This window comes from Brevundimonas sp. MF30-B, from assembly GCF_004683885.1.
GTDB lineage: Bacteria > Pseudomonadota > Alphaproteobacteria > Caulobacterales > Caulobacteraceae > Brevundimonas.
Genome location: NZ_CP038440.1, coordinates 449,088 through 473,898 on the forward strand (window position 1 = coordinate 449,088; position 24,811 = coordinate 473,898).

Consider the following 24,811-nt stretch of genomic DNA (forward strand, 5'->3'; position numbering starts at 1 on the left):
CATGGAACATGACAGCATGTGGATTCCGGCGGTCCTGCGCCGGATCGAGGACGTGGCCGAAGACATTCGTCTGTTCGAGATCGAGCCCGACGGCGGCGCCACCCCCTATCCGACAGGCAGCCATATCGAGATCGAGGTCCTGATCGGCGACGAGCCCGCGACCCGCTCCTACTCCCTCGTCGGAGCCGGGCCGACCGAGGGGGTCTGGCGCATCGCGGTCAAGCGACTGCCGCAGAGCCGTGGCGGCTCGGAGCGGATGTGGGCGCTCGCACCCGGCGCCCGGCTCAGGATCGCGAGGCCCACCTCCCATTTCGAACTCAGACCGGGAGCGCCGTCCTATCTGCTGCTGGCCGGCGGCATCGGCATAACGCCCATGGTCGGCATGGTTGAGGCCCTCGCCGCCGCGGGCGCGGACGCCCGCCTGGTCTACGCCGTTCGCAGCCGCAGCCAGGCCGCCTTCCTCGATCGGCTCGCTGGCCGCCTGGACCTGCGCGTCGACGACGAAGGCGCCGTCGTCGATCTCGACGCGGAGATCGCCGGCCTGCATCCCGAAGGTGAAATGTATGTCTGCGGCCCCGTAGGCCTGATGGAGGCGGCGCGCCGCGCCTGGAGCCGCGCGGGGCGTCCGGCCGAGCGGCTGCGCATGGAGACGTTCGGCTCAAGCGGACACCATCCCGCCCAGGACTTCGTGGTGCATGTCGCGGACCGGGACCTGACCCTCACGGTGCCGGCCAACCGCAGCCTTCTCGACGCCCTGGCCGGCGCCGGGGTCGACGTCGCCTCAGACTGCAAGCGCGGCGAATGCGGCCTCTGCGCGGTTCAGCTGGTGGCGGTTGCGGGAGAGGTCGATCACCGGGACCTGTTCCTGTCCGATCATCAGAAGATGGAGAATGCGCTGATCTGCGCCTGTGTGTCCCGCGCGGTCGGGACGGTCACCGTGGACACCGGACACCGCGCCCACCTGTGAGCTCGGCCTGAGGCGATAGGATTAAGGTCAGGCGCGCCCCCTGAAGGGCGCGCCTGGCGTCACTGAAGTCGGCGCGCCCTTGGCGAAGCCGTAGAGATCGAGCGTGCGCGCGCCCTGGCGGATTCGTGCAATCTTGTCCGCCTCGTCGGCTTCCCGGGCCTCTCCGGCGGCGATCACCGCTTCAACGTCGCCGGCCGGCAGGACCACGACCCCGTCGCGGTCGCCCATCACCAGGTCGCCGGGGCGTATCACCACCTCGCCGATCCGCACCGCCGCCTGCAGCCAGGCGACGGCTTCGTAGTCCTTGCCCGTTCCTTGAATGCAGACCCCGTTGGAGAACACGGGAAAGTCCATGGTCGACAGGCCGGCCGTGTCTCTCACGCCGCCGTCGATGACGAGACCGCCAAGACCCCGGGCCAGCGCGGCCTCGTTGAGGATGTCGCCCCAGTAGCCGGCCTCGACCCCGCCGCTGACGTGCACAACCAGGATATCGCCCGGCTGCGCATGATAAAGCGCGTGATGGATCTGCAGGTTCGAAAAGGCCGGACAGTGGACGGTGAAGGCCGGTCCGCACAGCCGCATGGCGTTGTTGACCGGCTTGATCGACGCGGGTAGCGCGCCCCGTCGGCCGGCGGCCTCGTGCAGGGTTGCGGCGCCCAGTCGGGAGGCCCGTTCGTACGAGCCCCGCGGGGCCGGCGTCATGATTTGGCGCCGGCGGTTGAAGCCTGGCTCTCGCGAGAGGCCGCCTTGCTGGCTCGCAGCGACAGCCAGTATTCCGGCTTGATCGTCCAGATCATGGCCGAGGCGATCAGCGGCAGGATGGCGAACAGGACGAAGGCCGAGGTGTAGGATCCCGACATGTCGTACATCTTGCCCATCAGCCAGGGGCCGACGGCGAAGCCCGCACTCACCAGGGCGGTGTAGAAGCCCAGCAGGGTGCCGAGCCGAGCGGGTCCATAGACATGCTTGGTCATGACCGTGGTGTCGATGAGCACAGCCGAATGGCCGATCGCCCGGGTGATGATGAAGGCCATGAAGATGATCGGGTTGAGCAGGGCGAAGGCCAGCAGGACCGATACGCTGAGAGTCGCCCACAGCACGGCCAGTCCCTTGTTGGAGGTTCCATCGAGGATGTTGCCTACCAGGACCCGCGTGAGGATGCCTGCCAAGCCCAAAGCGCTGACGCCTGCCGCGACCAGATCGCGCGGTATGCCGGCGTCGTTGAAGATCAGCACCTGGTGCTGCATGAAGGCCTGATCGACGAGAGCCACCAGGAACACGCCGCCGCCAATCACCCAGAAGCGGCGCTCGCGAATAAGGTGCCCCAGGGAATCCTCCTTGGCGACCTTGACGCGGTTCGCCGCCTGGACGCGTCGGCCGAACGCCATCGTCTTGGCGAACAGGCCGCAGGCCAGCAGCGGGATGGCGACCAGCCAGATTCCGCCCGAGAGCGCCGCGATCGCCGTGCGCCAGCCCCAGGCTTCGGTGGCGAAGACGACGAAGAAGGGCAGGATGATCGATCCCGTGACAGTGCCGATCAGGGCCAGGCCCATCGCCGAGCCCTGAGAGGTGTTGAAGGCGCGCGAGATCAGGACCTTGAGCGAGACCATGGTTCCGCCCGCCGCGAAACCCAGCAGGATGCCGATCATGTAATAGGCTGTCAGGCTGTCGACCCAGAGGAAGGAGACGAGCGCCAGTCCGCCCATCGCCACCGTGACGATCAGCGAGGCCCAGGCGCCGACGATGTCGACCACACGTCCGGCCAGAAGGGCCGCCACGGCCCCGACCGCGTATTTCGAGGAGGCCAGCAGCGTCGCCTGCTCCCGTGTCCATCCGAACTCGTTGATCACTTCCGGATAGATGAAGGGCAGCGCGAAGGCGGGAGCCGCGAACCCGAAGAGGAAGCAGCAGAAGGCCACGACGAGAACAAACCAGTTCTGTCGAAACTCGGCGCGAAACTCGCTGTCGAACCTGAACATCATTCCTCCGACGATTCCTCGCGGCTGGCGTATGTTCGCCGGGCTTATGCCCCTGCCGACAGCAGGATCGTAAGCCGATATTGTTTCCAAGGACAATCGTTTTGTTGGGTCGAGATCGATTCTCGGCCAAGAGGCCCGGGCAGGGCGCCTTTTTGGGTTTGCAGCCCTGTGGGCCTGCTCGCTATGGTAGCGGAATGGCCAGGCAAAAGACTTCCAATACCCAGCAGACGTCAGGCCCCACGGGCCTGAAGAGCTTCAGAAACCTGATGACCTTTCGCCTGCATATGGTGGCAAGGCTGTCTGAGCGGGTATCGGAGGACTACTATCGACAGCGGTTCGACCTGTCGCTTCCGGAGTGCCGTGTGATCGGCATCACGGGAGGCTACGGCTCCGTCTCCTTCAAGAAGGTGGCCAGCGACACCTATCTGGAGAAGAGCTATGCGAGCCGTGTGGTCTCCGCGCTCGTGGACCGCGGCATCATTGAAAAGCTGGAGAATCCGTCGGACAGCCGATCGGTCCTGCTGAGCCTGACCCCACACGGGGTGGCGGTGCATGACCAGATGCACAAGGCCGCCATACGGCTGAACGAGTGGCTGAGCACGGACCTTCTGAACAGCCAGGTCGAACAGCTCACAGCTACGCTTCGGCATTTGGAGACGAAGCTGGAGAGCCTCAGCCATTCGCTCGAAGAGATCGAACAGGCGTCCGAGACGCCTGACGCCGCCCTGACCGGATCGCCGGCACGCCAGACCGGCGCCATCGCACTGGATCGCGACCTCGCCCAGACCCTGGCGGACGCCCTGGCCCTGCAGCTTGGCCGCTGAGCCGCCGCGCCAGTCAGCAGAAAATTATTGTAGCCTCACACAACGATAATCATACTGCGCCCAACGAAATAGAGTTGGGAGGTCGATCATGTTCGAGCACGGCGTCGAGCGGCAAGCAGACGGCGGGGACCTGCCCATCCCCGTGGAAGGCCATCTGATCGACGGGGTCCTGCGTCGCGGCCCCGAAACCTTCGAGGTCATAAATCCCGCCACGGGCCGGCCCTTTGCGCTCTGCCCGAGCGCAGGCAGGGCCGATCTGGACGATGCGGTTCGCGCCGCGCGCCGCGAAGCGGCCTCCTGGCGCGCCCTGGCCCCCGAGGAACGCCGACGCCTGATCTTTCAGTTCGCCGATAGCATGGTGGAGGCCGCCGGCGACATCGCGCCGTTGCTGACGCAGGAACACGGCAAGCCGCTGGAACAGGCGAAGTTCGAACTCACCGTGGCGGCCCATCACATGAAGCAGCTGTCGTCGATATCCATCGACGACGAGATCCTGCGCGACGACGACGCGCGCGGGCGCGTCCTGCTGCGCTACCATCCGCTGGGGGTCGTAGGCGCGATCGCGCCGTGGAATTTCCCGATCGCCCTGGCCATGCACAAGGTCGCCCAGGCCCTCTACACGGGCAACACCCTGATCCTGAAGCCATCGCCCTTCACGCCTCTGGCGACGCTGGCCGTGGCCGCGCTGGCGCGCGACATCTTCCCGGCCGGTGTGATCAACGTCATCGCCGGCGGCAATGAGTTCGGCGCCTGGATGAGCAGCCACGAGGGGATCGACAAGATCACCTTCACGGGATCGGTCGAGACCGGGAAGAAGGTGATGGCCAGCGCCTCGGCGACGCTCAAACGCATCACCCTGGAGCTGGGCGGCAATGACGCGGCTCTGGTCCTCGACGATGCGGACCTGGACGTCGTGGTGCCCGGCCTGGCGCGCAGCGCCTTCTACAACAGCGGCCAGATCTGCATGGCGACCAAGCGGGTCTATGTCGCAGACGCCCTGCATGACGCCTTCGTGGACCGTCTGACCGCAGCCCTGGATCACCACCGTCCGGGCGACGGGATGGACCCGTCGTCCACGCTCGGCCCGCTCCAGAATGCCGCTCAGTTCGGCAAGGTTAAGGCCTATCTCGAAGACGCCCTGCGTCAGGACGGCGCCGCCCTGCGCAGCGGCGGCGACGTCGCCGAGGCGGGCGGATACTTCATCAGTCCCACCGTGATCACCGGCCTTTCCGATGAGGCCCGTCTGGTCAGGGAAGAGCAGTTCGGCCCTGTGCTTCCGGTGCTTCGCTTCGCGGACATCGACGAAGCCGTGGCGCGGATCAACGATTCCCGCTTCGGGCTGGGCGCCTCGGTCTGGGGGCGCGACCTCGACCGGGCCCTGGGCGTGGCCGAGCGGCTGAACGCGGGCACCGTCTGGGTCAATCGCCATGGGGTCAATGAATCGGAGGTGCCCTTCGGCGGCATGAAGGATTCGGGCTACGGCCGCGAACACGGTCAGCTCGGTCTGCGCTCCTACATGGAGCTCCAGGTGGTCAGCCTGCCGCCGCAGCCCCAGCCGGAACGCGCGCCGGCGCCTCCGGCGACCTGAAAAGAAGGGCGGTCGTCCTTTCGGTCGACCGCCCCAGTTTCAGGGAGAAACCTTCGCCCGTCAGAGGCGATCCGAAAGCCGGAAAAGACGGCGGGCATTGCCTTCGAAGAAGGCCGCCTTGGCGGCGTCCGCCATCGGCATGGCGTCCAGCGCCGCGACTTCTTCCACATTGTACTGGTACGGATAGTCCATCGCATACATCACGCGATCTTCGCCGATCACGTCCTGCAGGAAGCGGATGGGCGGCGCCCAGGCCACGCCGCTGTTGGTGTAGTGCAGGTTCTCGCGCATGTAGTCGCTCGGCCGACGCTCCAGCGGCTTCATGGACGAATAGCGACCTGAGGCGACGGACGCCTGGTGCATGTAGTCGATGCGGTAGAGGGTGAACGGCAGCGACTCGCCGACATGCCCGACGACAAGCTGAAGCTTGGGAAAGCGGTCGAATACGCCGGCGATGATGAGACGCAGCACATGCATGCCCGTCTCGACGCTGAAGCCGTAGATGGCGCCGTCCAGCCCCTTGTCGAGAAGGGGGCTGATCATCGCGTTGTTGGGCGAGTTCGGATGCAGGTAAACCGGCGCGCCCATGGCCTCGGCCGCCTCGAAGATCGGCCAGAATTTCGGATCGTCGAGATACTCGCCCTGGGTGTGGGAGTTCAGGATGACCCCGTTGAGCCCCAGCTTGCCGACACCGCGCTCGATCTCCTTGGCGGCCTGGGCCGGATCCTGCGGCGCGCACGCGGCAAGACCGGCGTAGCGGTCGGGGTGACGTGAGATGGCGTCGGCCAGCCAGTCGTTGGCGTAGGTCGAAAAGGCGGTGGCTTCCGCCCTGGGCATGATCTGAACGCCTGGCGACGTCAGGGCGAGGATGGCGACATCCACGCCCGCGGCGTCCATGTGCTGAAGCCTGCGCTCGTCGACGTCGGACAGGCAGTCGCGGATGTGGCGGCTCCGTGCGCTGTCCGAGGTGAGGTAGAAGCCCCACATGCTGCTGAAGCCGACGTCGTCCACACCGCCCTCATCGATCAGGCGCTTGTAGCGGGTCAGCATGTCGGGCGGGCAGAACGCCTCTTCAGTGGCGATCCGCTTGTAGGGTCGGGGTGTCTGGGTCTCGGCCATAGGCAAGCCTCCCGGCGCTAACGCCGCTACGAAAGATGGCTGGGTTCAGATGGAACGGGGCTCAGCCGCCCCGCGTCGGAAACTGCAGCGGCGCATGCACCTGCTTCAGGTCTTCCGGCGTGACCCCCATGGCTGCGGAGTAGGCCGCGGCGATCTCCGCCGGCTGTCCCGCCTGGAAGGCGTAGCCCTGCAGATGGTGGCCGAGGATGGGGTGTTTGATCAGATCGGCCTTGCTCATGCCCGTGGTGTAGTTGGCGCGGTTCACGATCGGCAGCTCGACGGAGATGTTCTGCTCGGGATCGCGGATGATCGCCTTGGGATCCTCGCCGCGCTTGATCTTCTCCATGTCCTGGAAGAACTGACGCCGGATCATCACCACGCCCCGGTCGCTGCCGCTCAGATTTTCCTTGGACCGATCCGCGATTGTTCCCTGTCCCACCCAGGCGACGAAATCCTGGTTCATGACGTGGGTGGACAGCCAGCGCCCGTTCTCATCCTTGATGGGGCCGTACCACGAGGGGATGGTCTCCTGCTCGAAGGGCTCGCTCTCGTGGGGCACGCGCGAGAAGGACCAGCAGACGCTGAGGGTGTTCTCGTCGTCGATCGGCACCCGCCACTCGAAATGATCTCCCAGGAAGACGCCGTTGGGCCACAGGGTGACCCGGCCCACCTTCCAGAGGTCATGCTCCTCGTCGGTGTCCTCGCGCACGCGCTTGTAGACGAAGCCGTGCTCGAACTCGTCGAAGCCAACCTTCAGGTGCTTCGCCGCATAGGGTCCGGTCTGGTTCTTCAGCCGGACGCTCCAGTTGGCGTGCATCCATTCGAAGTGGACGGGATCGATCGAATTCTCCTGGCACTGGAACCAGTTGCAGGGAATGTTGGCGAAGACGATCTGCTTAAAGCCGTTGGTCCAGCCGAAGGGTTCGTAGTTGGGCAGGAGCGGCGCCGGCAGCGGCCCCATATAGGCCCACAGCAGGCCGCCCTTCTCCTGCACCGGGTAGGATTTGATCTTGATCTTCTCGCGCAGCTTCAGGTCCGGAGTGGCCACGTCGTCATAGGGCTGCTCGATGCACTGGCCGGTCTCGTCGAACAGCCAGCCATGGTAGTTGCAGCGCAGCCCGCACTGCTCGACGAAGGCGTAGGAGAGGTCGGCGCGACGGTGGGGACATTGCCGGTCGATCAGTCCGTACCGACCCCCCAGATCCTTGTAGAGCACGAGGTCCTCGCCCATCAGGCGCGCCGCCCGAACCGGCTTCTCGTCGAACTCACTGGCGGCCCCGATCGGCATCCAATATCGGCGCAATAGATCGCCCATCGCCGTGCCCGGACCCACCTGGGTCAGCAGATCGTTCTTTTCCTGGCTGAGCATGGCTGGAGCCTCCCTGTCTTCTATCGAGCCGACCGCCGAGGCGGGGCTGGCTATTTATGGTGGAATATAACCATCTCGTTGTCTTGTTCAACGATTTAGGCGTGCGTTTCCGGCCGGACGGCTCCGGCTAGAGGTCCAGCACGAGGAGGGGCGTTCGCGCCCGGGAACAGCAGGGAGCGAACTCGTCCATTTCGGTGCCCATCAGCACCATGTCCCTGTGGTCGGGCTCCCCTTCGATCACCCGGGTGATGCAGGTGCCGCAGATTCCCTGCTGGCACGAGACCGGGATTTCGATGCCGTGGTCGGCCAGAACCTCCACCACGGTCCGGTCGGCGGGGATTGGATAGACGGCGCCCGTGCTGTTTACGCGGACCTCAAAGGCCTGGTCGCCGTCCACGACGATCGGAGACGCTGAGAAATACTCCCGGTGCAGCTGACCGTCGCTCCACCCCTGCGACCGGGCGCTGGCAAGCACCCAGTCGATAAAACCCTGCGGTCCACAGACATAGATGTGGACGCCAGGCTGCGGCGCTCCGAGCGCCTTGTCGGGATTGAAGCGCTGATGGTCCGGCCCGTCGTCGAAGTGGAGAATCAACCGGTCAGCGAAGTCGCCCCTGACCAGCTCATCGTGGAAGGCGGTGCGTGCAGGCGACCGGGTGCAGTAGTGAAATTCGAAATCGGCGCCCTCGGCCTGCAGATGGGCGGCCATGGACAATAGCGGGGTCACCCCTATGCCGCCCGCAATCAGGATGGAGCGACTTGCGCCGGGCGCCAGCTCGAAGTGATTTCGGGGCGGACTGATGTTCACCGCCTCCCCTTCGGCGAAGGCGTCGTGAAGCCGGACGGATCCTCCACGCGAAGCCGGATCCCTCAGCACGGCGATGCGATAGCGCTCGGTCTCGCCCGGCCTGTTGCAGAGCGAATACTGCCGCAGCACGCCGGGTTCGACCTCCACGTCGATGTGCGCTCCGGCGCTGAAAGGCGGCAGCGCGCCTCCATCGGCCGCCACGAGTTCGAAGGTCTGGATGTCATCCGCCGCCGGCCGCTTGGCCTGGATGCGGACGGCGATCATGGAGGGGGGCATGGCGGCGTCTCCGGCGCTCAATCTGGTCGATAACAACAAAACGGGGCCGGACTTCGGGTCCGGCGCAGGATCCGGGGTCGGACCCGCTGCCCGTCAAACCATATGATAGTTTGACTATGATGTGCGGAGTCCGCTGTCCATTTGTCAAGCGGCGGCGACAGCAACACGCAGGTGGACCGCGTAGGAGACGGCGTTCCTGTTCGGCCCCTACCGATTCTGTGTGACGGCGTCTCTCTGGCGCAGGAGGTGCTCGTGCATCGCCCTGCCGGCGCCCGGGGCGTCGCGCGTCTCGATGCGTTTCAGTATCTCTCCCAGCGACTGGTAGCCGGTGTCAGCACCGGCGGTTCCCGAAGGGTAGGACGACGCCCGATACAGGTTCAGCAGTGCGTGGGAGATGGCCTGCATGAGCGCGATCAGGGTACGGGCGCCCGAAGCTTCGACGATCGCCATATGGTAGTCGAGGATCAGGCCGATGGGATTGCGCCCGGCCTCTCCGGACGCGCGTATGTCCGCAAGAAGGCCTTGAAGCTTCATCAGATCCTCAGGGCTGGCGTGCATGGCGGCCAGTTCGGCGGCGCGCGCCTCAACGGCGATGCGGGCGTCGAACACCTCCTCAGCCGAGACCCCGAGGAGGATGAACTGGACCGCCAGCGCCGTTGCGAAACGTCCCGGCTCGCCGACCGCGATGCTGGCCCCGCCGCCGACGCCTGTCTTGACGCGCACGACGCCCAGCGCCTCGAGCCGGCCCAGGGCCTCGCGCACGGGCGCCCGGCTCGCCTGAAAGGTCTCCACCATCTGGGCTTCGGTCCCCAGGAAATCGCCGGGCTTCAGCTTTCCCGCGAAAAGGTCGTCCAGAACGCGGGTCACGATGCGGGACGGCATCGACACGCTGCGCCCCGCCGGGGCTGGATCCGGTTTCAACATGCCAACTCTCCTCACCCTGCAGACCCTGGAAACCATATGACACATTCGCGTGTCATAGGCGATCTCACTGCCCACATCGATCGCGCTCCAAGCCCACTCGTCATGTCGAGCAAAACCATTATGTTGCTTGCGTCTACTATTTCTCGCACCTAGGCTGCGCTGAAAGCCGCCGCAGTGCGGTGAACGGAGAAAGCGCCATGATCATCGACTGCCACGGCCACGTCAGCGCCCCGGCGGAGCTCTGGGCCTATAAGGCTTCGGTCCTGTCGCATCGCGGATCGCATGGCCGCGGCGGCGTTCGCGTCAGCGACGATGATATCCGTCGGGCGGTGAACAAGGTCGAGATGGCCCCGTGCGGGCATCTCGACATGCTGGATCGCCACGGCACCGACGTTCAGCTGATCTCGCCTCGCCCGTTCCAGATGATGTCCAGCTTCGAACCCGGCCGCGTGGTCCACTGGTTCGTGGAGGAGACCAACACCATCATCCATCGGCAGACCCAGCTGTTCCCCAACAAGTTCGTCGGGGTGGGCGGCCTGCCGCAGGTCGCGGGCGAGCCGATCGAGAACACCTTCCGGGAACTTGACCGCTGCATTGGCGAGCTTGGTTTCAAGGGCGTGTTGCTGAACCCTGACCCCTACGAGAACACACGCACCGACGGCCCCGGCCTGGGCGATCGCTATTGGTATCCGCTGTACGAAAAGCTCTGCGAGCTCGACGTGCCCGCCCATATCCACGCAACCGGTTCACGGTCCGACCGCTCACCCTACAGTCTGCACTTCATCAACGAGGAGACGATCGCGGTCTACAATCTGGTGAACTCCAGCGTGCTGGACGACTTCCCGGAGCTGAAGATCGTGGTCAGCCACGGCGGCGGCGCCATTCCGTATCAGCTGGGCCGGTTCGAAGCGGGCTCGATCCATCCCGGGGCCAAGCGACGCTTTTCCGAGGGGATGCGCAAACTCTACTATGACACGGTCCTCTACACCGAAGGCGCCTTGCGCCTGCTGATCGAAACCGTCGGCGTCGACCAGTGTCTCTTCGGGTCCGAATGCCCCGGCGTCGGATCAAAGATGCTGGACGGCCACGACCACACGATGGACCACATCGCGCCGACGATCGCCAAGTTCGATTTCCTCAGCGACGCCGACAAGAAGAAGATCTTCGAAGACAACGCGCGCCGCGTCTTCAAACTCGACATCTGAAGGCGGCAGAAAAGGAGGCCGCCATGGCCGAGATCGTCCTGGGCCTCTGGACAACCCACGGCCCCACCCTTTCAACCACGCCTGAAGAGTGGCTTCTGCGCCTGCCGGCCGATCGCGCGCGCTCCAACCATCCATTCCGCGGCAAGACCTACGATTTCGACAGCCTGGTCGAGCTGCGTCGGGATGAGAACCTGGGGGAGAAGGCCTCGGAGGCCGAGCGCACGCGTCGCCACGCCGCCTGCCGTGCCGCGGTGGAGCGGATGGCCGACATCTATGAGGCGGCCAAGCCCGACGTCGCGGTGATCTTCGGCAATGACCAGGGCGAACTGTTCCTCGACGACATCATGCCGGCCCTGACCGTCTTCGACGGCCCCACCCTGTGGAATGCACCCGCCACGGAAGAGCAGGCGGCCAAGATGGCGCCGGGAATCCACGCTGCCGAATGGGGTCACAACCCGCCGGTACGCACGGACTACCCCGGCGAGCCCGAGCTCGCCGCGCACATCATCCGCCAGGCCGTGGCGGATCAGTTCGACGTCGCCCGCTCTGCTCGCCTGCCGGAGAACCCGGGGCACTGGAACAGCGGCATCGGGCATGCCTTCGGCTTCGTCTATCGACAGATCATGCGCGACAAGGTGGTCCCGAACGTTCCCCTGATCGCCAACACCTTCTTCCCGCCGAACCAGCCCACCGCGCGCCGGATGTTCGAGTTCGGCCGATCGGTCGGCCGAGCGATACGCGATTGGGACACCGATGCGCGCGTCGTGGTGATCGGGTCTGGCGGGATGAGCCATTTCGTCATTGATGAATCCTTTGATCGCAGCATCATCGACGCGATCGAGGCCCGCGACGGCGAGATGCTGTGCAATATCGCGGAGTCGTGGTTCCAGTCAGGCACCTCGGAGCTCAAGAACTGGGTCGCGGCCGCCGGCTGTCTGTTCGAGACGGACCTGTCCGGCGATCTGGTGGACTATGTGCCCTGCTATCGGTCCGAAGCCGGAACCGGCACAGCCAACGGATTCGTCGCCTGGGCCGAGAGAGGACAGGCATGACCCAGACCCCTGCTCAGCGTCTTGCGCGGCTCGACGCCTGCGCCGTGTCCGACGCCCTGGATCAACTGGGCCTTGAGCCGTCGATCACCGGACTTCGCCCCCTTTCGGTGCGTCAGCGGATCTCGGGCCGGGTGACGACCGTGAGGCTAGCGGCCGGCAAGCCGGCGCAGGGGGCGCCGCCGCGCCATCTGTGCACCACCGCCATCGATGCTTCGGAGCCCGGCGCGGTCGTCGTCGTCGAACAGCGGACCGGCGTCGAATGCGCCGGCTGGGGCGGAATCCTGTCCAATGCGGCGCGTGGCCGTGACCTGGCCGGCGTCATCGTCGAGGGGCTGGCCCGCGATGTCGACGAGGCCGCGGACATCGGCTTTCCGGTCTACGGACGCGGATCCACCGCGCGCACGGCGCGCGGGAGGATCCATGAAGCCGAGACGGGCGGCCCGATCACCGTGGGCGACGTGTTGGTCAGGGACGGGGATTGGGTTGTCGCCGATTCCAGCGGCTGCGCCTTCGTGCCCGCTGACGCCCTGGACGCCGTTCTGGAGGCCGCCGAGCATATCGCCGCCAAGGAAGCGGCCATGACCAAGGCGGTGCTGGGCGGCGAACCCGTGAGCACCGTGATGGGCGCCCGATACGAACATCTGCTGGAGAAGAGCGGCCAATGACTGACGCAACCGTTGCGGACGCCAATGTGGAACGCGCCAGCCGCCTCGAGACGGCCACGCTGAGCGACGCCCTAGACAAGCTGGGCATCGCCGGCCAGTGCCTCGGCATCAAGCCGCTGGATCAGAAGTCCAGGCTGGCGGGCCGGGCCTTCACCCTGGCCTATGCGCCCGCCGGTCCGGGAGGCACGGTCGGCGATTTCATCGACGACGTGCCCCAGGGGGCGATCGTCGCGATCGACAATGGGGGACGCCCGGACGCGACGGTGTGGGGGGACATCATGACCCTGTACGCGCACAATCGCGGCATCGGCGGCACGGTCATCGACGGCGCCTGCCGGGACACCCATCTGGCTCTGGACCTGGGCTATCCGCTCTACAGCCGAAGCTATTCGATGCGCACGGGCAAGGACCGCGTGCAGCTCGAAGCCGTGCAGGCCGTGGTCAACATCGGGGATGCGCGCGTCCGGCCGGGCGACATCCTGCGCGGCGACTCCGACGGCGTCGTGGCGATCCCTCAGGATCGAGAGGACGAGGTGCTTTCCACCGCAGAGGCCATCGATATCGCCGAAGGGCGCATCCGCCAGGCCGTACTCTCAGGCCTTCGGCTGGACGAGGCGCGTCGTCAGCAGGGCTATCACACCCTCCAGACACCGGGTGAGACCTGAGCCGCCTGCAAAGTTCCGCCTCCGCAAGCGCCTTGATCGCCGCGTCCCCCCCGGACGGCCTGCCCATGCCGCGTCGCCTCTGGGCGATCGGAGCGATCTCTTTCGGCACGGCCCTGCTCGTGCTCGACAACGCAATCGCGACAATCGCCCTGCCGACGATCGCCGAAGCCCTGGACGTGCCCCAGGCCTCCGCCGTCACGATCGTGACCGTCTATCAACTCGTGCTGCTTATGGCCCTGCTGCCGTTTTCAGCGCTGGGCGACCGGATCGGCCACAAACGGCTGTACCAGTCCGGACAGATCACCTTCGTTCTCGCCAGCCTGCTTTGCTTCTTCGCCGTCAACCTGCCCATGCTGCTGGCCGCGCGAGCGGCCCAGGCCCTGGGGGTGGCGGCGGTCCTGGCGGTGAGCGCCGCCCTTCTGCGGCGGATCTATCCGTCGGCGGCGCTCGGCCGAGGGCTCGGCCTGAACAGCATCATCATCGGCTCAGCCGCAGCTTTCGCCCCCACCGTGGGAGGGCTGATCCTGGCGCTGGGATCCTGGCGATGGGTGTTCCTGGCGGCAGCCCCCTTCGCCGTGCTCTCCCTGGCCATCGGGCGGTTTCTGCCGGCGCCTCCTCCGGCTCGGAAAGATTACGACCTGGCCGGGGCCGCCCTCTGCGCCCTGATGTTCGGCGCGCTGATCGGAGCGCTGGAACTGCACGTCCATGGCTCGGCTATGTCGCTCACGGCTCCGCTCGCCCTGGCGGGCCTCGTCGGAACCTGGCTTTTCGTTCGACGCGAGCGTGGCCGTGAGGCTCCCATCCTTCCGATCGATCTGCTGTCGAAGCCTGCCTTCGCCCTCGCCACGACTTCCGCCCTTCTGTCGTTCGTCGCATCGATCGCCTTCACCCTGTCGCTGCCGTTCCGGCTCGGCTCAGCCTACGCGCTCTCACCGGCGGAGATCGGCGCGGTCATGGCGGCCTGGCCTCTCACCATGATGATCGTGGCGCCCTTCGCCGGCTATTTGTCGGACCGCGCGCCGAAGGGACTGCTGGGCGGCCTGGGCATGATCCTGTGCTGCGTGGCCTTTCTTCTCATGTCGCGGCTGCCAACGACCTTTCCCGGCTTTGGCCTCCTGATAGGCCCGCTCATGCTCGGAGGCGTGGGGTCGGGCCTGTTTCTGGCGCCCAACTCGCACCTCATCCTTTCCTCGGCGCCCTCTTCCCGCAGCGCCTCGGCCGGTGCGATGATCTCGACTACGCGGCTGCTAGGATCCGCCCTGGGCGCCACGGTGCTCGCCGCCCTGCTCGCCAGCGGCCTGGGCCACGGCCCCGGGCCCGCTCTGGTGGCCGCCGCCTGCGCCGCCGTCGCCGCCGCCTGCAGCTTCGCCAACCTGAAGGCCTAGACTGCCCTCACGGCTCGCAACCCCCTTGCCGTCTTCAACCCTGCCACGTCGGACGCGGCGACGCCGTGACCATCGTGCCGGTCAGCCAGATGCCGACCACGCAACAGGCTGCCGACATCATGAATGTCTCGCGACCCTTCCTCATCTCTCGACGCGATGCTGGACGCATCCCAGAGGCTGCGGGAGGCCGCCAAACCGCGCGTGTCTCGAGGGGCGGTCATAAAGTTCGCTGGACGGTCATCAGAGCGGGCGTGTCCAAGCGAACACACCTCGATCAAGCCATCTTCCGTCCTGCAGACGGTTTTGATGACCATGTGATGACCAGCGCCGCGGCGGGCAAAAAATCGGGGCTTACCGAAACCGGTAAGCCCCTGATTTTATTGACTTCGACTGGAGCGGGCGAGGCGATTCGAACGCCCGACCCTCACCTTGGCAAGGTGATGCTCTACCCCTGAGCTACGCCCGCACTCCGTGGAGCGACGATGCCGCCCCGTGTCGAGGAAGCGGCGTATAGCGGAGAGAAACGCAGTCGGGCAAGAGACTTTTCAGAAGAATTTCCGGTCGAGCCCGTCTCCCGACGGGAGCGGGCTTAAGCCCACGAAGGCGCAGCGATCGTGCTGGGGCGCCGAGGTGAGGGGCTTTTCTGCACGGCCTTGATCGCCGATCCTCACGCCCGCCCGCCAGAACGACGGCTCCGCCTCAGCGCGGGGCCAGACGGATCCCCCCGTCCAGGCGGATGCATTCGCCGTTGATGTACACGTTGCGCGCCAGCTCCAGCACCAGCGAGGCGTAGTCCGCCGGCGTGCCCAGGCGGCTGGGGAACGGGATGGCGGCGGCCAGGGCGTCCTGAATCTTCTGGTCCATGCCCGCCATCATCGGCGTCCACATGATGCCGGGCAGGATGGTGTTGCAGCGCACGCCCTCCTGGGCCAGGTCGCGGGCGACCGGCAGGGTCATGGCGTAGACGCCGCCTTTGGAGGCCGAATAGGCCGCCTGGCCGATCTGGCCGTCCTGGGCCGCAACCGAGGCGGTGTTGACGATCAGACCGCGCTCGCCGTCGGCCATGGGCTCCAGCGTGACCATGCCGGCGGCCGACTGGGACAGCACGCGGAAGGTGCCGAACAGATTGACCGTCACCGTCTTCTCGAACTGCGCCATGTCGTGGGCGCGGATTTCTCCGGTGTCCTTCTTGCGGCTGACGGTCTTCTGGCCCGTGGCGATGCCGGCGCAGTTGACAGTCAGGCGCTCCTGACCATGGGCGGCGCGCGCCTTTTCAAAGCCGGCTGCGACCGAAGCGTCGTCGGTGACGTCGACCTGGCAAAAGACGCCGCCGATCTGCTCGGCGATAATCTCGCCGCGCTCGACGTTCATGTCGAACAGCGCGACCTTCACACCCTGGGCGGCCAGCGCGCGCGCCGTGCCCTCGCCCAGGCCCGAGGCCCCGCCCGTCACCACCGCCGCGATCGAACCGTCGAGTTTCATGGCCTGAGCCCCTATATGAGTGAACCTTGGAAGAGTGTGCGGGATTTAGCCGTCATGGCCGCAAACGCAAAACGCCCCTTTGGATCCTGGTCGCCGCGCGACGTGATCGATCCCAAGCGCGCCCTGATCCCGTCGGTGGTGCGCGTCAACGAGCGGCGGGTGAAGCAGGGCTTCTGGCCCAAGGTGGCGCGGACGGCCGCGCACATCCCGTTCGCTGACCGGCTGCTGAGCGTCTGGTACGCCGCGCGCGATCCCAAGACGCCGGTGGCGGCCAAGGGGATCATGCTGGGCGCGCTGGCCTATTTCGTCCTGCCGGTCGACGCCATTCCCGATGTCTTCGTCGGCATAGGCTTCACCGACGATGCGGCGGTCATCGCCGCCCTGTTGGCGACCCTGGGCAGCCATGTGAAGCCGCGCCACCACGAAAAGGCCGAGCGGGCGCTGGACGATCTGAAGACCCGCTAGGTCTGCGGCTGACCAGCTTCGGGCGGATTGACCCGCCACCAGCCGGTGATCGAATGACGCGGGCCGCCGGCGAACGGGGCGACCATCGAGACGGCGTGGTCTTGCGGCACCCGAAAGACGTTGAGCGTCCCAAAGGCTGGCGTGAAGGTTTCGCCGACTGCTCCGTCTCCGTCCAGAAACATCAGCAGGCCGCCCCACTCGGCCCGCCAGCGCGGCGTCAGATTCAGCACATAGGCATAGAGTCGCCCCGCGCCCTCATGTTCGTCAGTGTGGCTGTTGAGAAAATGGCCCGGTAGATAGCGGGTGGCCTGGGCGTCGACATAGGCGATGCGGTCGTCGCCGGTCAGGTCGCGCGCGAAGTGGAGAAAGGCCTCGCTGTTGAAGAGGCTATGGACGTCGTACAGCGCCTGCGGGATCGGCAGGCCCATGGCCCGCGCCTGACCCAGGCGCAGACGGTCGAAGATAAACTGAAAGCCCTCGGTCGCCTCTTCGTGGGCCAGTCCGATCAGGCGGGCCTGCTCCTCCAGCGGCTCGCTGTTGAACACGGCCACCGGCACGTCGGCATTGTAGGGGTTCCGGATCGCGCGGTTCCAGACCATGTCGGGGTGGACCATCGCCTCGGCCAGGATCGTCGCCCCATCGCCTAACACCCGCTCCACCCGAACGCGGCTCGTTTCGGCCAGCCGAGCGCGCGCGGCCGCTATGTCCACGCCTGCGGCCAGAGACAGGCTCATGACGCGATCGTCACGACGATCTTGCCCATGGCCTGGCGGTCGCCCAGGGCCTTGATCGCCTCGCCCGCCTGCTCGAACGGATAGGTCCGGCTGACACGGGGCTTGATCTTGCCCTCGGCGTAGAGGCGGAACAGGTCGGCCATGTTGGCCGTGTGCGCCGCAGGGTCGCGCATCACCGCCGCGCCCCAGAACACGCCAATCACCGACACCGACTTCAGCAGCGTCAGATTCAGCGGCAGGGACGGAATGCCCGCCGGGAAGCCCACCACCAGATAGCGGCCGTTCCAGTCCATGGCCCTCAGGGCTGGCTCGGCGTAGTCGCCGCCTACCGCGTCATAGACCACATCGGCGCCGTCCCGCCCGGTCGCCAGCTTGAACTCGCCTGACAGCTCCTTCTGGGCGGCCTTGTCCATATGGCCAGACGGATAGATCAGGCCATTGTCGGCCCCCAAATCCAGCGCGAACTCGACCTTGTCGTTGGTCGAGGCTGCGGCGACCACGCGCGCGCCCATGGCCTTGCCGAGCTCAACGGCCGCGGCGCCGACGCCCCCTGCGGCGCCCAGCACCAGCAGCGTCTCGCCCGGCTGCAGGTTCGCCCGGTCCTTCAACGCATAGTAGCTGGTGCCATAGGTCATGATCAGGGCCGCGCCCTCTTCGAAACTCATGGTCTCGGGCATCTTGATGACGGTGGCCGCCGGCACGGCCAGCCGCTCGACCAGCCCGCCCCAGCCGGGCACGGCGATAACGCGGTCGCCCTTGAACAGCCCCTTCACGCCCTCGCCCACGGCTTCGATGACGCCGGCCACCTCGCCGCCCGGCGAGAAGGGCCGTTCGGGCCGGAACTGATACTTGTCCTCGATGATCAGGGTGTCGGGAAAGTTGATGCCCACCGCCCGCACATCGATGATCACCTCGCCCTTCTTGGGCGTCGGATCCAGCCTCTCCTCCAGCACCAGGGTTTCGGGACCGCCGGGGGTCTTGGACAGGATGGCGCGCATGTCGGCTTCTCGTGTGGCGGGGAGGATCGAGGGAGGCTAATCAGGCGCGTACGACTTGCCTAGTCCATCGGAGGCCGCGTGACGCGACCAGCCCTCATTCTTCACGGCGGCGCCGGCGCCCGCCGCTCGCGCGACTACACCGCGGAGATCGCGCATATGCGGTCTGTCGTCGAGGCCATGAAGCCGCGGCTGGAGGCCGGCGAGCCGGCGCTGGACGTGGCCGTCGCGGCGGTGGTGATGCTGGAGGACTCGGGCCTCTATGTCGCCGGTCGGGGAGCCTCGCCCAATCTGGACGGGGCCTATGAGCTGGACGCCAGCCTGATGGACGGCCCCAGCGGCAAGGCCGGGGCGGTCGCGGCGCTGCAGGGCTACCGCAATCCGGTCGTCGCCGCCCGCGCGGTGATGGACCGAACGCCTCACGTCATGCTGGCCGGCGAAGGCGCCGCGCGGTTCGCTGCCGATCAGGGTCTGACGACGGTTGACGACCCCGCCGCCTGGTTCACCGGCGCCGGCCAGGGCGAGGACAATCATCCGCCCGGAACCCTGGCGCACGGCACCGTGGGCTGCTGCGTGCTGGACATGGAGGGGCGGCTGGCGGCCGCGACCTCGACCGCCGGCGTGTTCGGCAAGATGCCGGGCCGGGTCGGCGACACGCCGATCCCCGCCGCTGGAACCTGGGCCGACGGACAGGCCGCCGTGTCCTGCACCGGCCAAGGCGAGTATTTCATTCGCTTGGCCGCCGCCGCGCGGGTCGCCTGGGGCGTGGAGGGCGGACAGACCCTTGCTCAGTCCGCGCAATCCGTCATCGACCGGATCGGCGCCCTGGGCGGCGACGGCGGCCTGATTGCTCTCAGCCACGACGGACAGATTGCGGCGCCCTTCAATAGCCAAGGCATGAAGCGCGCCTGGCTGGGCGTTGACGGCGAGATCGGGGTTGAGGTCTTCGGTCGCTGATCAGGCGGACAGGCAGACGACCTGGGCCACCCGAAGGTCGCGCCTCAGCCCTTCCGCCACCTGGCCGTAGTTGTCGGTGTTCACCGGCTCGCCCAGCACCTGTTCATCGGCTGCCTGCTGCCCGCCGACTGTGGGTCCGAAGGTCTCGGGCGAGGTAGTGTAGACGCGGCCCCGGCGCGGGGATTCCGCCAGGGTGACGCCCACGGCCCGCCCGCGCGCGTCCAGCACCGGACCGCCCGACAGGCCCGCCAGGGTGCCTTCCAGCCCTCGAGTGCGTCCGACCTCGGCCCAGGCCAGGACGGGCTCGTCGCGCTCGCCTCGCCCCCGGACCCGCAGGGTTTCGCGGCCCAGCAGCCGGCTGGCCACCTCGCCGGGCCGCCCCTGCGGAAACCCAGGATGGTAGGCGCGCTGGCCGCGCCTCAGTTCTGACCCCGAATAGACGGGCAAGGCAGGCGGCCCCCCGTCGGTCAGCAGCACGGCGATGTCGGCCCGTGGCGCCAGGCGCACGTCGGCGGCCACCGCACGCCCGCCGCCGACGACAAGGGCAGGCTGGCGACAGCCCTCAACCACGTGGCGGGCCGTGACCCATCGGCCTTCTCCGGCGATCGAAAAGGCAGTGCCGGAGGACGGCTGGAACGGGATGTCGGGAGCGTTGACCACCACGGCGGGATCGAAAGGTGTTATGGGGCCCAGAAGCTCGCCCTCGGCCTCTGCGTCGACAGGCGGGCTTGATGCGACGTCGGCGTTCTCCCGGCGGCCCAGAGAGGCGGCCAGAAGCACGCCTACCACCGCTGCATAGATGGCCCAGTCCGGCAGGCGTGGGAAATGCATGGGCTCAGCCCGTCAGGGCGGCGGCCAGCACCAGAGCGGTCGCAAGCTTCGCGCCCACCAGGACGACGGCGGCGGACATCTCGCCCTTTTCGATGCGCTGCGGCAGGCCGGTCAGCACCAGATCGACGAGCCGGAAGCACAGCAGTTGAATCACCAGCGTGGCCACGCCCCAGATGACGATGTCGCGGGCCGTGGTCGAAACAGAAAGAGACACCGCCAGCGGAACAGCCAGCCCCACCAGCACCCCGCCGAACGCCAGGGCTGCGGCCGCATTGCCCTGGCGGATCAGGGTGACCTCGCGCCAGGGCGTCATCAGCGAATACAGCACCGCGCCCGCGCCCAGCAGCACGAGCGTCACCGCCAGGTGCAGCAGCATCACTGGAAATCCGCTGGCGAAGGCCTGAACTTCCGGGCTGGACAGGGCGTTGGACGGGTCCATCAGACGGCGCCTGATCAAGGAGTGCAGATAGGAACGAAACCGGACCGTCCTTGCCCCATTGCCGCCCCAATCCGCAAGGGCGTCGAGGTCACAGTCCGCGACTGAAGTTTACAGACGACGGTCTCAAGCCGCCGCCTGCTCCGCCTTCCTGAGCGCAGACGCCCGGACCTTCTCGCTCTCGGACTTCAGCTGGCCGCAGGCGGCGAGAATGTCGCGACCGCGCGGGGTGCGGATCGGGGAGGCGTAACCGGCATTGTTCAGGATCGCCGCGAACCGCTCGATGGTCTTCCAGTCCGAGCATTCGTAATCGGTGCCCGGCCACGGGTTGAACGGGATCAGATTGACCTTGGCGGGGATGCCCTTGATCAAGTCCAGCAGGGCGCGGGCCTCCTCGGGGCTGTCGTTGACGCCCTTCAGCATGACGTATTCGAACGTCACCCGCCGTGCGTTGGACAGGCCCGGATAGGCGCGGATGCCGGCCATCAGCTGGTCCAGCGGATATTTCTTGTTCAGCGGCACCAGAACGTCGCGCAGCGCATCGTTGGTGGCGTGCAGGCTGATCGCCAGCATGGCAGCGGTGCGCTCGCCGAGCTCGTTCAGCTTGGGCACGACGCCCGAGGTCGAGACGGTGATCCGCCGACGCGAGAGGGCGATGCCCTCGTTGTCAGAGATGATGTCGATGGCGTCGGCGACGTGGTCCAGATTGTAGAGTGGCTCGCCCATGCCCATGAAGACGATGTTGGACAGGCGGCGGTCTTCCTTGGGCGACGGCCATTCGCCCAGATCGTCACGAGCCACCTGGACCTGAGCCACGATTTCGGCCGTGGTCAGGTTGCGCACCAGCTTCTGCGTGCCCGTGTGGCAGAAGGTGCAGTTCAGGGTGCAGCCGACCTGGGAGGAGACGCACAGCGCCCCGGCCCGGCCCACGTCGGGGATGTAGACGGCCTCGACCTCGATGCCCGGCGCCGTCCGGATCAGCCATTTGCGCGTGCCGTCCTTGGACACCTGGCGCTCGACGATCTCGGGGCGGGCCAGGGTGAAGTGCGCGGCCAGCTTGGCCTGCATGTCCTTGGCGACGTTGCTCATGGCCGCGAAGTCGGTCACGCCGTAGTGGTGGATCCAGCCCCAGATCTGGCTGGCGCGCATCTTGGCCTTTTCGGGCGGGCAGACGCCGGCGTCGATCAGCGCCTGGCGCAGCCCCGCACGCGTCAGACCGCTGAGGTTGACGGGGGCCGCAGCGGCCGGCGACGAAGCGCGCGAAAGATCGAGCGTGATGCTCAAGGCTGATGATCCTGAACGACGGGAGGCGCGCCTTATAGCACGGATCGCGCTGGTTTTAAGGCAGGGGCGTCAGCCGCTGTTGCGCAGGCCCGCCGCCACGCCGTTGATGGTCAGCAGAATGGCGTCGCGCAGCTGGGGGTCGTCGTCGCCAGCGCGCCGGCGGCCGATCAGTTCGACCTGGACGTGGTTCAGCGGCTCGACATAGGGCATGCGCAGCTGGATCAGCTGCTCCAGTTCGGGCTGGCCGCCCAGCAGTCGATCCTCGCCGGTGATCGCCAGGACGGCGGCGTGGGTGCGCTCCCATTCGGCGCGGATCTCGCCGAGCACCCGCTCCGCCAGGGCGCGATCGGGCACCAGTCCGGCGTAGCGTTCGGCCAGTGTCATGTCCGACTTGGCCATGACCATCTCCATGTTCTGGATCAGGGTGCGGAAGAAGGGCCAGTCGCGGTTCAACTCCGCCAGCCGCGCCATGTCCGCGCCCTGCACCGCCGAGCCGAAACCGAACCAGCCCGGCAGCATCACCCGCGACTGCGACCAGCTGAACACCCAGGGAATGGCCCGCAGATCCTCGATCCGCGTCGAGGACGTCCGCGACGCCGGGCGCGAGCCGATCTTCAGCTCGGCGATCTCGGCGATGGGGGTGGCGGCGCGGAAGTAGTCGACGAAGCCGGGGGTGTCATAGACCAGGGCCCGATAGGCGCCGCGCGACCGCTCCGACAGATCGTCCATCAGCGCCAGCCGGTCGTCGTCGTCCGACAGGTCGGGACGGGGCTCTAGCGACGCCAGAAGCGTGCCGCAGGCCAGGGCGTCCAGGTTCAGCCGCGCCACCGCCGGCTCGCCGTATTTGTTGGCGATGACCTCGCCCTGTTCAGTGATGCGGATGCGGCCGCTGACCGTGCCTCGAGGCTGGGCCAGGATGCCGGCGAAGGCCGAGCCGCCGCCGCGCCCGACCGCCCCGCCGCGACCGTGGAACAGCTGCAGCCGCACGCCCGCCGCCTCGGTTACCTCCAGCAGGGCGCGCGAGGCCTGGTGCAGCGACCAGCCCGAGGTCAGGTACGAGCCGTCCTTGTTCGAGTCCGAATAGCCGATCATCACCTCCTGCACGCCGCGCGCGCGGGCGACGGCACCGGCCGAGGGCTGGGCCAGAAGGCGTTCGAGCGTCGGCCGCGAAGCGTGCAGGTCCTCGATGGTCTCGAACAGGGGCGCCGCCTGGATCGGACAGGCGCCGGGGTCGGCCGGATCGAACAGACCGGCTTCCTTGAGCAGCAGATAGACCTCAAGCAGATCGGACGCCGCGTCGGTCTTGGAGACGATGTGGGTGCGGATCGCCTGCGGCCCGAACCGGGCCAGCGCTTCCGCGGCCGCCGCCAGGATCTCGCGCTCCTTCAGGGTCTCGGCGTCATAGTCGGCATAGGCCGAGAACAGCGGGCGGGGCGAGGCCAGCTCGGCCTCAAGCACCGCGACGCGCGCGTCCTCGTCCAGGTCGAGATAGTCGTCGGCGACGCCCGCGCCTGTCAGCAGATCGGCCACGACCCGTTCGTGCATATCGGCATTCTGACGCAGGTCCAGGGTCGCCAGGTGGAAGCCGAAAGCCTGCACTGCCGCGATCAGACGCGACAGGCCGTCGTCGGCGAAGGCCGCGCCATGGCCCTGCACCAGGCTGTCGCGCAGCAGCCGCAAGTCGGCCTCCAAGGCGTCCGGCCCCTCATAGGCGGGGGCCTCGAACCCGGCCGGGCGCGGCGGGGCGGCGTCGGCCAGTTCCAGATGCGTCGCCGCCAGCCGGGCGTAGATGTGCGACAGCGCTCGACGATAGGGCTCGTCCGCGCGATGCGGCGAAGCGTCGCCCGAGGCGTCGGCCAGGGCCTGCAAGGCAGGGCTGACCTTCGCCAGATCAGCCGACAGGCTCAGCTCGCCGCCCAGCGCATGCACGGCCTCCAGATAAAACCCCAGCACCGCCCGCGCCTGGGTGCGGAAGGCCGCCTTCAGCGTCGAGGCGTCGACATTGGGATTGCCGTCGCGGTCGCCGCCGACCCAGGCCCCGACCTTGAGGAACGGCTTGAGCTCCGGCGCGTCCAGCAGACGCCGCCAGTCGGCCAGCTGTTCGGGCACGACCTTCAGGAAGACCCGCTGCATGAAGGACACCGCCGTGTCGATCTCGTCCTGCACCACCAAGCCCTCGGCGCGCACCAACCGGGTCGCCCACAGGATCAGTATCTGGCGCATCAGCCCGGAGTTCAGCCTATCCGGCGCGTCGGCGACGCTCGCGCGGTCGTACTCATCCAGCAGATCGCCGATGGCCGTGATGCGGTCGATCACGCTCTTGCGCCGCACCTCCGACGGGTGGGCCGTCAGCACCGGCGAGATCAGGGCGCTGTCCAGCAGATCGCGCGCGGCCTCCGGCCCCACCCCGGCCTTGGCCAGCCGACGCAGCGCGCCCTCGGGCGTGTCGGGCCGTTCGCCGGCCGAGGTCTGAGCCCGCGCGCGGCGCTGGCCGGCCCGATCCTCGGCGATGTTGGCCAACAGCGAAAACAGGGCGAAGCCGTGCGCCAGACCCGCCGCCTCGCCCGCGTCCAGATCCTTGAGCAGGCCTTCCAGCGTCTGCGCCTCGGCGTCGGCGCCGTCGCGGTGCCAGGCGACCGAGGCCTGACGCACCGCCTCGACGCGGTCGAACAGAGCCTGTCCGCCCTCGTCGCGGATCACATCGCCGAGCAGGCCGCCCAGCAGACGGATTTCCTCGCGCAGTCGGTCGTCGGCGGCCTGGATCATGAAGCGTCTCTCGTCAGAAGGGATGCGAGCAGAAG

The 24,811-nt window shown here is 67.3% G+C and carries 23 protein-coding genes and 1 tRNA gene; 10 read left to right on the plus strand and 14 right to left on the minus strand.

Annotated features, from left to right (window positions below; all coding sequences use genetic code 11):
• Position 1: 1 nt before the first annotated feature.
• Positions 2-967: a PDR/VanB family oxidoreductase gene (locus E4M01_RS02230; RefSeq protein ID WP_135062540.1), complete on the plus strand. Its 966-nt coding sequence runs from the start codon at positions 2-4 to the stop codon at positions 965-967.
• A 27-nt stretch (positions 968-994) separates the two neighbouring features.
• On the opposite strand, the gene E4M01_RS02235 is transcribed toward E4M01_RS02230, so the two are convergent.
• Together E4M01_RS02235 and E4M01_RS02240 are read right to left on the minus strand one after the other, a co-directional pair.
• A complete protein-coding gene (locus E4M01_RS02235; RefSeq protein ID WP_135062538.1) occupies positions 995-1,669 on the minus strand; it encodes an RraA family protein in 675 nt (224 codons plus the stop codon).
• On the minus strand, positions 1,666-2,949 hold the full coding sequence (locus tag E4M01_RS02240; protein WP_135062536.1) for an MFS transporter: 1,284 nt from the start codon (positions 2,947-2,949) through the stop codon (positions 1,666-1,668). Before E4M01_RS02240 ends, E4M01_RS02235 begins: the two co-directional genes overlap by 4 nt.
• A gap of 263 nt (positions 2,950-3,212) precedes the next feature.
• Between E4M01_RS02240 and E4M01_RS02245 the strand changes: the two genes are divergently transcribed.
• Both E4M01_RS02245 and E4M01_RS02250 read left to right on the plus strand, forming a co-directional pair.
• Entirely contained in the window at positions 3,213-3,770 is a 558-nt protein-coding gene (locus E4M01_RS02245; RefSeq protein WP_167765310.1) for a MarR family winged helix-turn-helix transcriptional regulator, read from the plus strand.
• 88 nt (positions 3,771-3,858) lie between these two features.
• On the plus strand, positions 3,859-5,358 hold the full coding sequence (locus E4M01_RS02250; RefSeq protein ID WP_135062533.1) for an aldehyde dehydrogenase family protein: 1,500 nt from the start codon (positions 3,859-3,861) through the stop codon (positions 5,356-5,358).
• A 60-nt stretch (positions 5,359-5,418) separates the two neighbouring features.
• Here E4M01_RS02250 and E4M01_RS02255 read toward each other — a convergent pair whose 3' ends face one another.
• From E4M01_RS02255 to E4M01_RS02270, 4 genes are all read right to left on the minus strand, one after another.
• Positions 5,419-6,477 carry an amidohydrolase family protein gene (locus E4M01_RS02255; protein ID WP_135062531.1) on the minus strand — a complete coding sequence of 353 codons (1,059 nt, stop codon included), beginning with the start codon at positions 6,475-6,477 and terminating at the stop codon, positions 5,419-5,421.
• A 61-nt stretch (positions 6,478-6,538) separates the two neighbouring features.
• Positions 6,539-7,846, minus strand: a complete 1,308-nt coding sequence (locus E4M01_RS02260) for an aromatic ring-hydroxylating dioxygenase subunit alpha (RefSeq protein WP_135062529.1) — start codon at positions 7,844-7,846, stop codon at positions 6,539-6,541.
• 127 nt (positions 7,847-7,973) lie between these two features.
• On the minus strand, positions 7,974-8,930 hold the full coding sequence (locus E4M01_RS02265; RefSeq protein ID WP_135062527.1) for a PDR/VanB family oxidoreductase: 957 nt from the start codon (positions 8,928-8,930) through the stop codon (positions 7,974-7,976).
• Between the two features lie 207 nt (positions 8,931-9,137).
• On the minus strand, positions 9,138-9,854 hold the full coding sequence (locus tag E4M01_RS02270) for a FadR/GntR family transcriptional regulator (RefSeq protein WP_167765308.1): 717 nt from the start codon (positions 9,852-9,854) through the stop codon (positions 9,138-9,140).
• Positions 9,855-10,051: 197 nt separating this feature from the next.
• Here E4M01_RS02270 and E4M01_RS02275 point away from each other — a divergent pair, with 197 nt between their 5' ends.
• The 5 genes from E4M01_RS02275 to E4M01_RS02295 all read left to right on the plus strand — a co-directional run bounded on the left by E4M01_RS02275 (position 10,052) and on the right by E4M01_RS02295 (position 14,826).
• Positions 10,052-11,059, plus strand: coding sequence for an amidohydrolase family protein (locus E4M01_RS02275; protein WP_135062523.1), 1,008 nt, complete (start codon positions 10,052-10,054; stop codon positions 11,057-11,059).
• Positions 11,060-11,082: 23 nt separating this feature from the next.
• Positions 11,083-12,111, plus strand: a complete 1,029-nt coding sequence (locus E4M01_RS02280) for a protocatechuate 3,4-dioxygenase (RefSeq protein ID WP_135062521.1) — start codon at positions 11,083-11,085, stop codon at positions 12,109-12,111.
• Positions 12,108-12,776 carry an RraA family protein gene (locus tag E4M01_RS02285; protein WP_135062519.1) on the plus strand — a complete coding sequence of 223 codons (669 nt, stop codon included), beginning with the start codon at positions 12,108-12,110 and terminating at the stop codon, positions 12,774-12,776. Before E4M01_RS02280 ends, E4M01_RS02285 begins: the two co-directional genes overlap by 4 nt.
• A complete protein-coding gene (locus E4M01_RS02290; protein WP_135062517.1) occupies positions 12,773-13,441 on the plus strand; it encodes an RraA family protein in 669 nt (222 codons plus the stop codon). Before E4M01_RS02285 ends, E4M01_RS02290 begins: the two co-directional genes overlap by 4 nt.
• A gap of 65 nt (positions 13,442-13,506) precedes the next feature.
• Positions 13,507-14,826 carry an MFS transporter gene (locus E4M01_RS02295; protein WP_135062515.1) on the plus strand — a complete coding sequence of 440 codons (1,320 nt, stop codon included), beginning with the start codon at positions 13,507-13,509 and terminating at the stop codon, positions 14,824-14,826.
• 391 nt (positions 14,827-15,217) lie between these two features.
• On the opposite strand, the gene E4M01_RS02305 is transcribed toward E4M01_RS02295, so the two are convergent.
• A tRNA-Gly gene (locus tag E4M01_RS02305) sits at positions 15,218-15,292 on the minus strand.
• A gap of 233 nt (positions 15,293-15,525) precedes the next feature.
• The gene (locus E4M01_RS02310) at positions 15,526-16,308 is read right to left on the minus strand and encodes an SDR family oxidoreductase (protein ID WP_135062513.1); all 783 of its coding nucleotides are present in this window, start codon (positions 16,306-16,308) and stop codon (positions 15,526-15,528) included.
• Between the two features lie 54 nt (positions 16,309-16,362).
• Between E4M01_RS02310 and E4M01_RS02315 the strand changes: the two genes are divergently transcribed.
• Positions 16,363-16,773, plus strand: coding sequence for a YkvA family protein (locus E4M01_RS02315; protein WP_135062511.1), 411 nt, complete (start codon positions 16,363-16,365; stop codon positions 16,771-16,773).
• Here E4M01_RS02315 and E4M01_RS02320 read toward each other — a convergent pair.
• Together E4M01_RS02320 and E4M01_RS02325 are read right to left on the minus strand one after the other, a co-directional pair.
• Entirely contained in the window at positions 16,770-17,507 is a 738-nt protein-coding gene (locus tag E4M01_RS02320) for a 2OG-Fe(II) oxygenase family protein (protein WP_135062509.1), read from the minus strand. The genes E4M01_RS02315 and E4M01_RS02320 overlap by 4 nt on opposite strands.
• Positions 17,504-18,505 carry an NADPH:quinone oxidoreductase family protein gene (locus E4M01_RS02325; RefSeq protein WP_135062507.1) on the minus strand — a complete coding sequence of 334 codons (1,002 nt, stop codon included), beginning with the start codon at positions 18,503-18,505 and terminating at the stop codon, positions 17,504-17,506. The genes E4M01_RS02320 and E4M01_RS02325 overlap by 4 nt, the downstream gene beginning before the upstream one ends.
• A 78-nt stretch (positions 18,506-18,583) precedes the next feature.
• On the opposite strand from E4M01_RS02325, the gene E4M01_RS02330 reads away from it, so the two are divergent.
• Positions 18,584-19,459 (plus strand): isoaspartyl peptidase/L-asparaginase family protein, encoded by an 876-nt coding sequence (locus E4M01_RS02330; protein WP_135062505.1) that lies wholly within the window; start codon positions 18,584-18,586, stop codon positions 19,457-19,459.
• Here the strand turns inward: E4M01_RS02330 and E4M01_RS02335 are convergent, their stop codons facing one another.
• From E4M01_RS02335 to ppc, 4 genes are all read right to left on the minus strand, one after another.
• Complete coding sequence (locus E4M01_RS02335) at positions 19,460-20,290, minus strand: serine protease (RefSeq protein WP_135062503.1); 831 nt, start codon at positions 20,288-20,290, stop codon at positions 19,460-19,462.
• A 4-nt stretch (positions 20,291-20,294) separates the two neighbouring features.
• Positions 20,295-20,729, minus strand: a complete 435-nt coding sequence (locus E4M01_RS02340) for a DUF350 domain-containing protein (protein ID WP_135062501.1) — start codon at positions 20,727-20,729, stop codon at positions 20,295-20,297.
• 123 nt (positions 20,730-20,852) lie between these two features.
• Positions 20,853-22,010 (minus strand): 23S rRNA (adenine(2503)-C(2))-methyltransferase RlmN, encoded by a 1,158-nt coding sequence (gene rlmN, locus E4M01_RS02345; RefSeq protein WP_135062499.1) that lies wholly within the window; start codon positions 22,008-22,010, stop codon positions 20,853-20,855.
• Between the two features lie 69 nt (positions 22,011-22,079).
• Positions 22,080-24,776, minus strand: coding sequence for a phosphoenolpyruvate carboxylase (gene ppc / locus E4M01_RS02350; protein ID WP_135062497.1), 2,697 nt, complete (start codon positions 24,774-24,776; stop codon positions 22,080-22,082).
• Positions 24,777-24,811: the final 35 nt, after the last annotated feature.